Source organism: Halobacillus litoralis (genome assembly GCF_009856355.1).
Taxonomy (GTDB): domain Bacteria; phylum Bacillota; class Bacilli; order Bacillales; family Halobacillaceae; genus Halobacillus; species Halobacillus litoralis_B.
The window spans coordinates 129548-143264 of record NZ_WMEW01000010.1 but is presented as its reverse complement, the minus strand read 5'-3'; the positions used below and the strand labels follow the sequence as shown (position 1 = coordinate 143264).

The 13717-nt window shown below is 43.2% G+C and carries 16 protein-coding genes, 2 tRNA genes and 2 pseudogenes; 7 read left to right on the top strand and 13 right to left on the bottom strand.

Features of this window, described 5'->3' with window-relative positions:
- The 7 genes and pseudogenes from GLV97_RS20025 to GLV97_RS14650 form a co-directional block, all read left to right on the top strand.
- The coding region (locus GLV97_RS20025) for a hypothetical protein (RefSeq protein ID WP_237418628.1) at nt 1-183 on the top strand (183 nt) is incomplete at its 5' end.
- Between the two features lie 22 nt (nt 184-205).
- Nucleotides 206-748 carry an ImmA/IrrE family metallo-endopeptidase gene (locus GLV97_RS14670; protein WP_160889952.1) on the top strand — a complete coding sequence of 181 codons (543 nt, stop codon included), beginning with the start codon at nt 206-208 and terminating at the stop codon, nt 746-748.
- A gap of 6 nt (nt 749-754) precedes the next feature.
- Nucleotides 755-2197 carry an NUDIX domain-containing protein gene (locus tag GLV97_RS14665; protein ID WP_160889951.1) on the top strand — a complete coding sequence of 481 codons (1443 nt, stop codon included), beginning with the start codon at nt 755-757 and terminating at the stop codon, nt 2195-2197.
- Nucleotides 2179-2430, top strand: a pseudogene (locus tag GLV97_RS20370) (cell wall-binding repeat-containing protein); the annotation flags it as partial. The gene GLV97_RS14665 and the pseudogene GLV97_RS20370, both read left to right, overlap by 19 nt.
- Before the next feature lie 41 nt (nt 2431-2471).
- Nucleotides 2472-2531: pseudogene (locus GLV97_RS20365) on the top strand (excalibur calcium-binding domain-containing protein); the annotation flags it as partial.
- Nucleotides 2532-2618: 87 nt separating this feature from the next.
- A complete protein-coding gene (locus GLV97_RS14655) occupies nt 2619-3104 on the top strand; it encodes an ImmA/IrrE family metallo-endopeptidase (RefSeq protein ID WP_160889950.1) in 486 nt (161 codons plus the stop codon).
- 34 nt (nt 3105-3138) lie between these two features.
- Nucleotides 3139-4311 carry a tyrosine-type recombinase/integrase gene (locus GLV97_RS14650; RefSeq protein ID WP_160889949.1) on the top strand — a complete coding sequence of 391 codons (1173 nt, stop codon included), beginning with the start codon at nt 3139-3141 and terminating at the stop codon, nt 4309-4311.
- Nucleotides 4312-4348: 37 nt separating this feature from the next.
- Here GLV97_RS14650 and GLV97_RS14645 read toward each other — a convergent pair whose 3' ends face one another.
- The 13 genes from GLV97_RS14645 to GLV97_RS14585 all read right to left on the bottom strand — a co-directional run bounded on the left by GLV97_RS14645 (nt 4349) and on the right by GLV97_RS14585 (nt 13705).
- Entirely contained in the window at nt 4349-4486 is a 138-nt protein-coding gene (locus GLV97_RS14645) for a hypothetical protein (RefSeq protein ID WP_160889948.1), read from the bottom strand.
- 177 nt (nt 4487-4663) lie between these two features.
- Complete coding sequence (locus tag GLV97_RS14640) at nt 4664-5128, bottom strand: RNA-binding domain-containing protein (RefSeq protein ID WP_160889947.1); 465 nt, start codon at nt 5126-5128, stop codon at nt 4664-4666.
- 166 nt (nt 5129-5294) lie between these two features.
- A tRNA-Arg gene (locus GLV97_RS14635) sits at nt 5295-5368 on the bottom strand.
- Between the two features lie 13 nt (nt 5369-5381).
- Nucleotides 5382-5455, bottom strand: a tRNA-Gly gene (locus tag GLV97_RS14630).
- Nucleotides 5456-5721: 266 nt separating this feature from the next.
- A complete protein-coding gene (locus tag GLV97_RS14625; RefSeq protein ID WP_160889946.1) occupies nt 5722-6246 on the bottom strand; it encodes a metallophosphoesterase in 525 nt (174 codons plus the stop codon).
- Between the two features lie 15 nt (nt 6247-6261).
- The gene (locus tag GLV97_RS14620) at nt 6262-6855 is read right to left on the bottom strand and encodes an XTP/dITP diphosphatase (protein ID WP_160889945.1); all 594 of its coding nucleotides are present in this window, start codon (nt 6853-6855) and stop codon (nt 6262-6264) included.
- On the bottom strand, nt 6852-7613 hold the full coding sequence (gene rph, locus GLV97_RS14615) for a ribonuclease PH (protein WP_160840747.1): 762 nt from the start codon (nt 7611-7613) through the stop codon (nt 6852-6854). The genes GLV97_RS14620 and rph overlap by 4 nt, the downstream gene beginning before the upstream one ends.
- A 126-nt stretch (nt 7614-7739) precedes the next feature.
- Nucleotides 7740-8825, bottom strand: a complete 1086-nt coding sequence (locus GLV97_RS14610; protein ID WP_160840748.1) for a GerMN domain-containing protein — start codon at nt 8823-8825, stop codon at nt 7740-7742.
- Nucleotides 8826-8931: 106 nt separating this feature from the next.
- On the bottom strand, nt 8932-9750 hold the full coding sequence (gene racE, locus GLV97_RS14605) for a glutamate racemase (protein WP_160836291.1): 819 nt from the start codon (nt 9748-9750) through the stop codon (nt 8932-8934).
- A 21-nt stretch (nt 9751-9771) separates the two neighbouring features.
- Nucleotides 9772-10206 carry a MarR family winged helix-turn-helix transcriptional regulator gene (locus GLV97_RS14600; RefSeq protein ID WP_160836516.1) on the bottom strand — a complete coding sequence of 145 codons (435 nt, stop codon included), beginning with the start codon at nt 10204-10206 and terminating at the stop codon, nt 9772-9774.
- A gap of 207 nt (nt 10207-10413) precedes the next feature.
- Complete coding sequence (locus GLV97_RS14595) at nt 10414-10638, bottom strand: helix-turn-helix domain-containing protein (RefSeq protein ID WP_008635211.1); 225 nt, start codon at nt 10636-10638, stop codon at nt 10414-10416.
- A 95-nt stretch (nt 10639-10733) separates the two neighbouring features.
- Nucleotides 10734-11384 (bottom strand): response regulator transcription factor, encoded by a 651-nt coding sequence (locus GLV97_RS14590; RefSeq protein ID WP_027955211.1) that lies wholly within the window; start codon nt 11382-11384, stop codon nt 10734-10736.
- Nucleotides 11381-13705, bottom strand: coding sequence for a sensor histidine kinase (locus GLV97_RS14585; protein WP_160889944.1), 2325 nt, complete (start codon nt 13703-13705; stop codon nt 11381-11383). Before GLV97_RS14585 ends, GLV97_RS14590 begins: the two co-directional genes overlap by 4 nt.
- Nucleotides 13706-13717 lie beyond the last annotated feature (12 nt).

Sequence of the window (13717 nt, the reverse complement as noted above, 5' to 3'; positions counted from 1 at the left end):
AACACCCTATCCATTAAGTACGATATCAATATTAATCAAGTTGATGACAATTACTTAAAAGACTATATAAGTCAAATAATATCGTTAAGTAGAATAGCAACCCTTAAATATAAAGCATTCACATTTTCAGTAAATATAAAAATTTTGTCTTTTGTGATTTTAGGTTTTTTACTGATTTTTTAAAATACAATTGCGGGGGGTTTACATGAACTCAAAAAAAAGAAAAAAAATTAATACACTATCTAACACTCTATTACACCATTTAAATATAGACTCACCTATTGATAATATATATGACTTAGTTAGAGAACTAGGTGGAAATATTAAAGAAGAAGATCTCGAAGATGGGATGGAAGCAAAAATTGTAAAAAATAATGAAGAGGAATATAAATTTACAATTTACTTAAATCCAGATACTTTAAATGAAAAACGACGCCGATTTAGTATTGCTCACGAATTGGGTCACTTATTTTTGCATATGGGGTACCTAATTGATGAAAATAAATGGAACAATATTACTAAATATGAAGATTCAGTGTACTATAGGTTTGGACATAATGAAGAGGAATATGAGGCTAACGAATTTGCAGCGTCATTACTAATGCCCGAAGAGGAATTTAAGGAAGTTGCACGTCAACATTATTCAAAAGGTTACTATAGTATTGGTCCTATTGCAGAGCACTTCAAAGTTTCTGAACATGCTGCTACTAACAGAGGAAGGTGGCTAGATATATTTAGTTGGGAGTGAAGATTTATGGAAGAGAAAGAACCTAGTAATGATCAAAAGCTATCAGAACTAAGAAGAATTTTCGGGAATTTGAATTTTGAAGAAGATGAAAAAAAAGAGGATACTCATGCTGGGTTATATATTTTTTGGTCTTTTGATTTAGTAAACTCTACACTTTACAAAGACAAACACCCTTCTGAATGGCCAAAAGTTTTCCAACATTTTTATTCAATTAGTCAAAAAGAAGTTGCCGATAGTTTTCCGAAATCACGTGTTTGGAAATATATTGGTGATGAAATATTATTCTACTGTAAAATAAACAATAAAGAGGAGCTATACAATATTCCTCATCAAACTCTAAAAATCATCAGGAGTGTGTCTACTACAGTAAAAAATACCTTTCCAAATTCAAAAGGGATCTTAGACTTGAAAGGAACATTATGGACTGCTGTAGTAAGCCATATCCCTTCACATTCTTTAAAGGACAGCCCTGGGAAAATTGTAGCTCCTAGTGGAGATATTGAATCTAATATAGTATTCTCATATAAACTATTAGATTCAATGTACTTTGATTTTCTAGGTCCTGATATAGATCTTGGTTTTAGAATTGCAAGCTATTCAGAAAAGGGTAAGTTAGTTATAAGTGCAGATTTAGCATACATATTGTATAAAAATAGAGTGAATATCGAAGATAAAAACCCAGAAATGAATATTGAAAAATATGTAAAAATAGTAGACTATGTTTCTTTAAAAGGAATATGGAAAGGAAGAAAGTACCCAATTATATGGTTTTATGATAATTGGGGTCTTAAAGAAAATATGTTCGAGTATGATGAACATTTTGAATCTAGTACTATTAATAAGATAATATCCAATGATTTCGTTTTACCCGGAGTAGAAAGACTCCACAAAATGTTTATGGACTTAGATTTGATTGAACGTGTCAATCGTATGCACGATATGATTAATGAGGCATCTCCTCCAGGAACATCTGATTCTGAACAACACTTAATTCCAGAGGAGAAAAAAGCTGAAGTACACTGCGCTGCAATTTGTTTTTCTCCTGATGGTAAAGTTTTAGTTGGTAAAAGACCTGCGGATAAGAAATTAGGTGGACTCTGGGAATTTGGATGTGGGCAGATAAAACTTGATCAAAGTTTCACCACTTGTTTAATTGAGAGCTACAAAGAGGATTTTGGAGCAGATATTTCTGTTATATCTAAAAATAACAACCCTATCCCTGTAGCCACATATGACTTCTCAAAAGATGATAGAACAATACCAGGGATATTATTTGCAGGGATAATTGATAATACTGACGATATACAACAAAAATTTAATAAGAATAAGCACTCTGAAATTAAATTCATAGACCCAGAGAATCTTGAAACCTTAAATGATAATAATTACGTTGAAAATGTGAGAGAAAATATTACAAGGGCTTATGGAATATACAAAGATCAAGATTAACTGCTTGTATTCTAATATCATCAAAAGTAGACGCTATCTTCTTCTGCCATAGATTTAATTACACAGTTGAACGTTTAAGTGGAAAAAACAGATATGAGACTGCAGTTGCTATCAACGAAGAAGCCGAAACGACTAATAACTCAGAATCTAACCTTGTTAACGGTCTAACTGTAACTGATGGCCTTTCTGCATTCAGTAATTCAGCTTTAAATGGAGCTCCACTCTACTTACCTACTAAAGATAAATTCACTGCGAATTTACCTAGTAATGGCAAGGTGATCCAGGTTATGGATCACCTCTTGACCGTGACGGTAACGGTTTTGGATGTGAATAGTATTTAGGAACGCCTTTATTAGGTGATTTTTTTTATTGAAAAAGGGAACATTTGTTCTTAAAATATCCCATTAGGAAGGTGATTAGTATGAATTTCCCACAATACACTACAACTGCACTAGAAGATTGGGTATTAAATTGGTACATTAAACACCGTTTCGTATCTCCTAAGGACTTAAACCTAAGGAAAATTGCAATGAAATATGAAATTTTCCTTCACTACAAACCTATACAAAGCAGATACGTCCGATTTGGTCGGTACAAAGAAATTGTTCTCAATAATACACTTGATAATTTAGAACAACGTGAACACTTCTTCCATGAACTCTGCCACGCTGTTCGTCATGCCGGGAAGCAGTCCATAATGCCGGAAGCTTTCAGGGAGCTGCAAGAGCGCGATGCAAAGCATTTCACTCTTTATGCTGCTCTTCCCTTACATATGATAAAAAAGTACGACATAAGCGATCCAGAGCTATTAGAACGATGGGTAAATGATTTTGGTGTCTCTTATGATTTGTGCAAAGAACGATTGAACCTAATAAGGAGACGTTCTTATTGTACCAGATCTTTTTAGATCTTTAACTAAACTAATATAAAGGGGTGAACTCATGGGAAGTATTGAAAAACGTGGTAAAGGTTCATTTAGACTGTCTATAGTAACTGGTTACGATAAAAAAGGAAAACCAATTCGAGAAAGGAAAAACGTAAAGGTTAAGAACAAAACACTTGCTAAACAAGAGCTTGCAAAATTTGAAGCAGAAGTTTTGAGTGGGGATTATTCTAAACCCAACTACACAAGACTCGAAGACTTTTATCAGGAATGGGTTAAGAAGTATGCGGAAGACAAACTTTCTCCTCGGACATTAAGAGAGTATAAGAGTATTATTGAAAAAAGAATTCTACCAGATTACGGTCATCTAAAGTTGTCTAATATTAACGCTATGCATGTAGTTAACTTTCTAGATGATTTAAAGGACACTAAAAATAGATTAGATGGTAAAGATGAGGCATTATCTCCTTCAACTATCAGAAACTGTTACAAGGCTTTTAAAAGCATGTTAACAGCTGCAGATGAGTTTGACCTAATAAAAAATAATCCTGCAAGGAATATAAAGCCTCCTACTGTTAAACAGAAGAAACCTCTCTCATATTCCAGAGAGAAGATAGACCATCTCATCAAATGCATTAACCATGAACCTTTTGAGAAACAAGTAATGTTTTGGATTGCATTTGTAACTGGATGTAGAGAGGGTGAACTCGTTGCATTAGAGGAAAAACATATACTTAATGAGAAAAGCGCTATTCTTTTTGAACAGTCTCTTTCCCAACAACAAAGCGGTGAATTACTTATAAAAGAGATCAAAAATGGAATGGAGGGTACAGCTTCCATACCTAGCGAACTCCTTGAGATGGTAACTCAAATTAAGAACAGACGTAAGAAAGAGTTTATCCGAACCAGGGATATGCAGTACGATCCAAATAGAGTATTCCTCTTTGCTGACGAATTAGGAAAACCAATGAGGCCCGACAGTGTTAGTCAATGGTGGAGCAGATTAAGAAAGCGTCATCACATCGATGGATTAAGGTTTCATGATTTAAGGCATTATTCGGTAACTTATTTAATTCAGCAAAACGTCCCCACTAAATCCATTAGCCAACGTATTCGCCATAGAAAAATCGGAACAACGATGGATATATATGGCCATCACATTGAAGAAGTTGATCGAGCAGCTGCTGATCATTTCAGTGAGTTCTTCAAACAAAATAACTCACATTATTAAAGCCCTTATTACAGGGCTTTTTATTTTTCTGATATTATTATTTACTTTCATAAGGTACTCCAAGCTCGTTAGCTATAATTCTTTTCTTGCCTTTAATCATTTTACTTACAAAAGCATCAAAGGATTCATCAGGGTAAAGTTTATTTTCAGCATAAGTACCAAAAGCACTTCCCATATTCACTCCTAAATCAGCTAATGTTTTGTACTTTATCCTATCTATGTTTTTATATAATGCTTTTAATTGTGTAAGATGATCAGACAACTCTAATGAGGTTTCAGCAGCTAAATATTCTAATCTTCTCCCTATTAATTTATTTATGTCAGTGTTATCTGCCAGTTTTGTTGAAGTTCCTTATCTGATGTATATATGACCTGCAATAATTGTATTCCCACTCGAGCTAGTAGCTACCAGAGGTAAATTCTCATCTTGCTTTTCTATCTTAATTAGTTGAAAACTCTTTCCATTAACTCTCTCTTCATAACCTTTTTCGGGATACTCAAAAGCAATTGTATGAAAATCAAAGCTGGAAGGTATAAATTTCTCCACTTTATTATAGAGCTGGGATCTATCGTATGTTGTCTCTAAGCCAATAGGTTCCATTCTATTATTTTCAACTTCCTTTACCCCGATTATTATTAATCCTCCACCTATGTTTCCCATACCTAACATAATCTTAGCCAATTCAGCGTTCTTAATCCATGTTTCTTTAAAATCTAAATTATTATCTTCCATATTTTCATCTACTAAATCAAGAAAGTTCTCTCTATGAGCATTTTCTAATACTGCAGCAAATTTTTCGCGATAAATACTATGCATAATTCTCCCCCTTTCGAAGTACAACTGGTTTAATTATATCAGATAAAAATCCTGCCCCATTTCTGCCCCAAATGGGGATATATAATGGATACACCCATCGTTAATTCCTATAAATAAAAACGCTGAAACTCTTATATATCAAAGGTTTCAGCGTTTTCGCGGTTAGCGTCCCAGGAGAGATTCGAACTCCCGACCCACAGCTTAGAAGGCTGTTGCTCTATCCAGCTGAGCTACTGGGACAAATAAATATGTATGGAGCGGGTGAAGGGAATCGAACCCTCATCATCAGCTTGGAAGGCTGAGGTTTTACCACTAAACTACACCCGCATATGTAAATGTGTTTCAGCTGCGTTTATCGTTCGCAGCACGCCCCTTCCTCTGAAAGCTTCTTAAGGAAGTAAAGTCCGTCGGGGCAACTCGCAGTGGATTCGGTAGATGTTCAGCTCGTGGCTGAGGTTTTACTACTAAACTACCCGCATATGTAAAGCTATGTATGTGTGTTTCAAAGGATATTTTTCAACGTCCTTTTGAAGCGGACAAGAATTATTATATTAGGGATTCGCTTATATGTCAACAGATTGCAGCAAAGAATTTTAATTCTTTGCTGCTACTGCTGTTTCCATGTAGAGACCGTCAATTTTCTGCCCGTTCACATGGTAATACTGCAGGCGGACGTGATCGAGATCCTCCCACTCCAGAATGGCGTAGGTCGGTTCTTCGCGGTCACGTGGAAGCCTGGCGCTTCCCGGATTGATGAAGAGGGTGTCCTTCACCTTTTCCGCTCCTGCAATATGTGAATGCCCGAAGCAGGCGATCTGGGCTCCAGCCTCTTCTGCTCTGTAGGACAAGGGCATCAGGGTGGATTTCACTTGAAACAAATGCCCGTGCGTAACGAGGAATGTGATGTCTCCGACAGAAAAAACCTGATCGTTTTCCATTTCGGGTTCGAAGTCACAATTTCCTTTGGCATAATGAAAGCCTTCCAGCTCCTTCGATCCGTAGGAGAGCTCGGAATCGCCGCAGTGGATCATAGCATCCACGTCGCTGTGGCGATTCTTCACTTCCATTACTTCGTCGGTTAGTCCGTGTGTGTCACTGATGATGAGTACTTTCGGCATCCTTCATCCCCACTTTCAGGATTGAGTTTTCAGCCAGTCTTCGATCTGCACGATGGCATGATGACGGTGGCTGATGGCGTTCTTTTCGTCGGACGTGTGCTCAGCCATCGTCCGGCTGGAGCCTTCCGGAATGAACACAGGATCATATCCGAACCCATGCTCCCCCTGCCGCTCCCCGGCAATCCGGCCTTCACACGTTCCACGCTTCGTAAACGTCGCTTCTCCCGGTCGTGCAACGGCTACGGCACAGACGAAACGGGCGGTCCGTTCTTCTTCGGACACTCCGTTCAGCTCATTCAGCAGTTTAGCTGTATTTTTTTCGTCATCTTTTTCTATTCCTGCATAGCGGGCGGAATAAACCCCCGGCTCCCCGTTCAGGGCATCGACCTCTAAACCGGAATCATCGGCTACAACAGGGATATTCAATGCGTTCATCATTGCTTCTGCTTTAATGACGGCATTCTCCTCAAACGTTGTACCCGTTTCTTCAATATCGATGGAAGGGTCATGATCAAGAAGAGAAACGACGGAGATGCCGTATTTGGAAAACATCTCGCGGAACTCTTTGATCTTCCCTTCGTTTTTTGTGGCGATTAAAAGCTCATTCATGCTTTTGCGGCTCCGGCTTTCGCACGAATGACGTCCGCCCATTCCCCAATCGCTTCTTCCTGAAGCTTGATCAGCTCCTGGACACCTTCATCGGCAAGAGAAAGCATTTTCTGAAGCTGCTGCATAGAGAAGGTTGCTTCTTCTCCTGTTCCCTGCAGTTCTACGAATTCGCCTTTGCCGGTCATGATGACGTTCATGTCTACTTCGGCACGGCTGTCCTCTTCGTAACAGAGGTCAAGGATCTCTTTACCGTCCGGCAGTACACCGACGGAAATCGCCGTCAAGTAGTCGGTGATCGGCAGTTCTTTGATGGATTTTTTGTTCACAAGCTTTCCAAGGGCAAGCACAACAGCCACAAAGGCACCTGTAATGGAAGCTGTGCGTGTTCCACCGTCAGCCTGGATGACGTCACAGTCGACCCAGATGGTGCGCTCTCCGATTTTATCAAGATCGACGACCGCACGAAGGGAACGGCCGATCAGGCGCTGGATTTCCATCGTCCGGCCGGACACCTTCCCTTTGGAAGATTCACGGATGTTGCGTGATTCCGTGGCTCTTGGAAGCATGGCGTATTCAGCTGTAATCCAGCCTTTGCCCTGACCACGTAAAAAAGGAGGCACTCGGTCCTCAATGCTGGCATTACAGATCACTTTTGTATCTCCAAAGCTGATGAGTACAGATCCTTCCGGGTGTTTCACATAATCGGTTTCTATTGTAACGGTTCTTAATTCATTGACTTCGCGTTGATCATTTCGCATCAATGATGACCTCCTTTTTCTTCATCATTATCCTTGCCCATCTTAACACAAATTACATACGTGCGGGTAGTTATTCATGAACGTAAAAGGCGCTTCAAAAGTGATTCACTTCTGAAGCGCCGGGTTTTACATTTCTTCAGCACCGCTGATGTCGGTTCTTGACACAGGCTCGGCGAGCGGTTCACCCGCTTCATTGATGACCTGCTCCGATCCTTCGACCTGAACTTCGACCGATTCCACATCATCAAGATCCGTCATGCTTAACACGAGGCTGGCGAGGGCGGCATCAGACAGGGCCGGCTGATCTGATCCTGTCAGAATTTTTTCATTGAAGGAAAGGGCGAGGACGCCGTTCTCCAGCCGGGAGCTGACCATTTCCGCTCCTTCATGAAACGGGTTGGTCAAAGAGCTGCCGAGCTCAGGCCCTTCAAAAAGGGCCTCCACTCTTGCGGCATATTCATCACTGTCTTCAGCGACACGGGTGGTGACAGGAACGTGGTACACCTGCTCCCCATTCTGGGCCGGGAAGTACACGGTGACCGCTTTACTGTTTAATACATCACGCTTCACCCCGACGTGGTTGTTAATCCCATCCGCCCGGGAGACTCCCTGGGAGATCGGAGTACCGTCAACAGGCATCACTTCCTGCTCATGACCGTTGATCCACAACTTAATCCGCTTCACGTTATCAAACTGAGTGAGCGTGTAGGTCATCGCCTGTAGAATTTTTTCTTCATCTTCAGCTTCGTAATTTTTAAAGTCCTCGGACACATCGACGACAAGGGTGCCGTCATCTTGAGTATTTAAGCCGATAATTTCTGTTCCGGCCGGCAGAACGGCTTCAAACCCGTTCGGCAGCAGGTTCGTGACAGGGCCATCCTTCACAAGGTATTCCAGTGCCTGGGAAGCGACTTCCTGGGAAGCCGGCAGCTCCAGGGTCTGCGGGGCGATCATACCATTGGCATCCAGTAAATAAAGCTCACGAGGGACGGTCGCTGTGGATTCCTGTTCTGTTGAATCCTCGGCTTTCTCTCCATCCTTTTCCGGTTCTGAACCGTCATCTTCCGCTTCCGGTGACGTTGTTACAGCTTCATCCGGATCATCCATTTTTTCAAGCGACTGCTCTCCTTCAAACAGGCATCCGGCAAGCAGCCCTGTGCACATTAGAAGCACCAGGGCCGTCAAAAAGGATCTATAGCTGTATTTTCTCATTCTTTTCCCCCCTGAGATAGATTGTACTACCATGTATACGAGCCCTCGTTTGGAATAGACCAGGGTAATTTGGAGGAGATAAGTGCATAAAAAAACTCCGCCTGAATCAGGCGGAGCTTGAGACGTGTTCCAGTTCTACCGATTTCAGAATCTGAATCGGCTCTTCAAACCAGCTGTTGGCGACGAGACGGAATTTCTCCATATCACCGGTCGTATAAAATTCATGCCGGGGGGTGTGGTCATCCGTTTCCAGTGCTTTGTGATAAGCAAGAATCAGGCTCGCTTCACGGGCCGTTTCCTCACCGGAGCTGATGACCTGGATGTGATCCCCCATCTCGTTCTGGACCAGATCCTTGATCAGCGGATAATGGGTGCAGCCGAGGATCAACGTATCGATATGATTCATGTCCTTCAATGGCTGCAGCGTTCGGGAAACGATTCCCTCCGCTTTCGGACCGGATAATATTCCTTCCTCGACCATCGGAACGAAAGGCGGACAGGCCAGGTCGTTCACCCGGATATCCTGGTCAATGGAAACAAGGGCCTGGGGATAGGCTTTACTTTCAATGGTCCCTTCTGTACCAATAACGCCGATCCGCTTGTTCTGGCTGACTTTGATCGCCGCACGCGCCCCTGGTTCGATAACCCCGATCACCGGGATATCCAGTTCTTCCTGCAGCTCTGTGAGCGTATAAGCCGTCGCCGTATTACACGCGACAACGAGCATTTTTATATTTTTGCCCAGCAGATAATTGACCATCTGCCATGTAAATGCACGTACTTCTTCCTCTGAACGCGGGCCGTAGGGGCACCGTTTCGTATCTCCAAGATAGATAAAGGTCTCCTTCGGTAACTGCCTCATCAACTCTCTCGCTACGGTCAGTCCCCCGACGCCAGAATCGATGACTCCAATTGCCTGTTTCACTCTGCATCCCTCTTTTATGTCTTAATGTTCTTCTTCATCGATTTCGATCATGTTCCCGTGAAGGACGTGGAGCAGACGGTTCAGCGTTTCCACATCTTCTTCCGGAACATTTCTCAACACATTTTCCAGGTAGTTCTGTCGTTTTTCGATCACTTCATGAATGATCTTCTGTCCTTTGCTCAGCACATGAATCCTGACGACCCGGCGGTCCTTCGGGTCCCTGACCCGCTCGACCAGCTCGTTTTTCTCCATACGGTCGACAAGGTCCGTGGTCGTACTGCACGCCAGGTGTATATGATTGGAGAGTTCTCCGATCGTTAAATCCCCTTTTTCCATCAGCCACTGCAGCGCTACAAACTGCGGAGCTGTAATCGAGTAATGATTCAGGATAACTCGTCCTCTTTGTTTAATGATCCCGGATATGTAACGAAGTTCCTTCTCTACATCTGCGATCATGGATGTCTGCTGGGTTTCAGCCACATTCAGCACTCCTAACGAAATTACTTGATAAGTATCATTGTGGTCGTTTCTCTGTGAAATTTCAAGGTGAATGTATCCGGTGATACAAAAAACCCTTTCAGGTATGATCATCACCACGTGACAAACCCTACCTGAAAGGACTCCCTCCAATCCACAGACCAAAGCCTCTGCTGCATCATGGAATTAAAGTTCCAGTTCACCCATACGCAGCAGTTCAACCACTGCCTGGGAACGGCCTTTCACTCCTAGCTTCTGCATGGCGTTTGAAATGTGGTTCCGCACAGTTTTCTCCGAAATGAAGAGCTCTTTTGCGATCTCCCTTGTCGTCTTATCCTGTACTAGAAGCTCGAAGACTTCTCGCTCCCGCTTGGTAAGAATTTGTGTTGGCCGATAGCCGTCCTCCTTCACAAGCGTACCCCTCCTTGTTGTTCCTGAGCTTTTCTTGAGGGGAATTATTTAGTCTTTGTATCGTATGAGGGGATTAGCCCCCGTGTGCTACGCATTCATGATTTAGACACAAGCCCGAGTTCCTGGGCTTTGAAAAGGGCTTCCGTCCTGGAACGGACGTTCAGCTTGTTGAAAATGCCCGTGAGCGTGTACTCCACGCTCCGCTGGGACATATGAAGGGTCTGGGCGATTTCCCTGTTGGTGAAACCCGATGCCACTTCCTTTAAAATCGACTGTTCCTTCTCATTCAGGGAAATGCCTTTATTTTCAGCTGATTCGATCGTTTCGGCCGTGCAGGCCTCGGTACGGCGCAGCTGTTTGAAAAGGTGGAGCGGAATAATCACTTCGTCCCTTAGAGCGGCTTTGATCGCTGTAACCAGCTGTTCACTGGCAGCGGTCTTGCTGACAAAGCCGTTGATATCCGCTTCTACAATCATATTGAAATGCGTACTCAAATCGAAGCCGGTATAGATGAGCATTTTAATATCGGGGAACGTTTTTCTGAGCCGTTTGGCCAGTTCAATACCGTTCAGGCCGGGCATATATAAATCCAGAAGCAGCACATCGTAGGCTTTCTTCTCGAGGCAGCTTTCCAGATGGTCGGTTTCGTGGATGACATCCACCTGCATATCCCCCTCCTGCTCGAGCATCGCTTTCGTGCCTGCTCCAACAGCGGGGTGGTCGTCGACTATTAATACGTGAATCATACGTGCTGGACCTCCTTGTGTGACGGGTAAGGGAAAGTGATCCTCGTCCTGAATCCTTCCCCTGGTGCTGTGGTAATTTCCAGACTTCCATTCAAACCGTTGACCCTCTGTTCAATTCCGGAAAGTCCGATATGAGAAAACAAGTCCCGCTTCATGGAATAATCCATCCCTTTTCCATTATCAGAATAGTAAAGAACGACCTGGTCGTTCTCATTATAAAGCGAGAGTTTGACGATTTTGGCTCCTGAATGCTTCATGGCATTCGTCAACAGTTCCTGGACAATCCTGAAAATCCCGAGAATCCGCTCTTGGTCCAGCTCTGATTCAAACTGCTCGTGGGAAAAGTAGACGGTGAAATTAGACCGAAGCTGATACTGATGAATTAAGTTCTTCAGCGACTGGACAAGACCGAGCTCTTCGATAAACGCCGGCCGCAGTTCGTTACACGTCTCCCTCGTGAGGTGAATGCTGTCCAGCAGAGATTCCTTATACATTTTCAATTCTGCATGAAGACTCGTGGATAAATCGGTCCGGTTGCGGATCAGGTCGTCCATTTTGCGATATAGGTACAGTTGTTCCTGCAGGACAGTGTCATGGATATCGATCGACAGCTGTTTCCGCTGATTTTCAGCGATTGTAAACAAGAGCCGGGACAGCCACGCAGGGTACTTCTGCGTCTGATCGTTTCTCAACGTACGGAGTTCCTTGACCAGATCCTCAATCAAATTCATATTCTCTATCGCAATGTTGGCATGGTGGGAGATGGTTTGTAAATACGTTTTTTCATCCCTGTTTAACGTAGTAAAGTCCTTTTTCCCTCTGCACCAGAGCATCGTCATCTTCTCAAGCGACAGTCCGACGACGACGCCGAATCCTTTTTCTGTTTCAATGATGGACCCGATATCATAGGGTTTATGGAATAGATGGTCGTCAAAATGACCGACGATCCCTTCGGGTATTTCATTGTACACACAGTACATCTTCCGCTTATTGTGTTTGGAGAAAATATAGATCTCCCGAACACTCATTACGTTTTTGATTTCATCCCGCACAACCTTCATCAAGTCCACCGCGTTGGACTGATCCTTCATGTCACTGGCCAGGCGGTGCATACTTTCCTGGTAGCTGTACCGGGCAGAGAAGAGGAATCGCTGCATCCGGACGTCGAGCCCTTCCTTCAATGATAAGAACGCAATCAGCGCCGTGTGCATCAATAAATACAGCTGGATGAAGGACACCATCGACAAGCCGGATACGATCCACCCGATGGCAGCTGTCAAAACAAAAGACGGCAGAACAGAAAGGATAAAGTAATAACGCAGGCGGTTCATAATAAAATTGATATCAATCAGCTGTTCCCGTGTAATCAAATACATGAAGGTGGCTGGAATAGCGATTAGAAACACGGCACCGAACTCCAGCGACACGATAGTCACGCCGGATACGAGCACAGGAATCAGGTAAAGCAGGATATAAGGGAAAAACGCAACAGTCATCCCGATCGCCATATACTTAAAGACCGGTCCGACAGCGGCATGCCGGTAAATATAAACACCCCTGTACACAATCACAAAGGTAATGATATACAACCCAAGCAGACACGTGAGCGGCACCAGTTGAAAGTAGGGCGGGTTTTGAAGAGTCACTAAATAATACGTATCCAGCAGGGAAACACCTGCCATGGCAGCGTATAAGAAATAGAGAATGTTCTTAGAGAACCAGACGACCTTCAATTCCTGAAAATAATTGTACAGGAAATGAAGAAGGATAACAGGAGCAATCAGGAATAAACTGGTATTCAAAACAAGACTGTACAAGTCATCTCTTACCGCGCCACTGTTACTCAAATAAGCCGTAGCAATCGCCAGGAAATACAAAATCAGCTGTTCCGCCGAATACCGTTTAGGCACCCGTTTATGAACCAGATAAGAGATTCCTAGAATCGACACAAAAAACAGGGCAGGAAGCAGGATATAAAACACCCAGTGCACCCGGCTGAACTGGTCAATGTCGCTGTAACGCAGCACTTCTCCGGAAGATTCAATACTGAAGGACTGGGCATTTTCCAGTTCATTGAACATGGTAAGAGAATGATGGAGCCCCGGGTCTTCCTCATCCACGGAGAGGATGACAGCCCCCGGCGGAACGTTCTGCCTGTCCGCCCAGCCTCCACTTTCTACATCAGAAATGACCCATCCACCGTCCTCCTGTTCCACATCAATCCCCAGATAGGGCTGGGTTACCGATAAAACAATTAAATAACATGCCGACACGACAAAAAAGGTCAGGACAATCCATTGAGACCATTTGAAGTTTTTCATTCTACTGCTTCA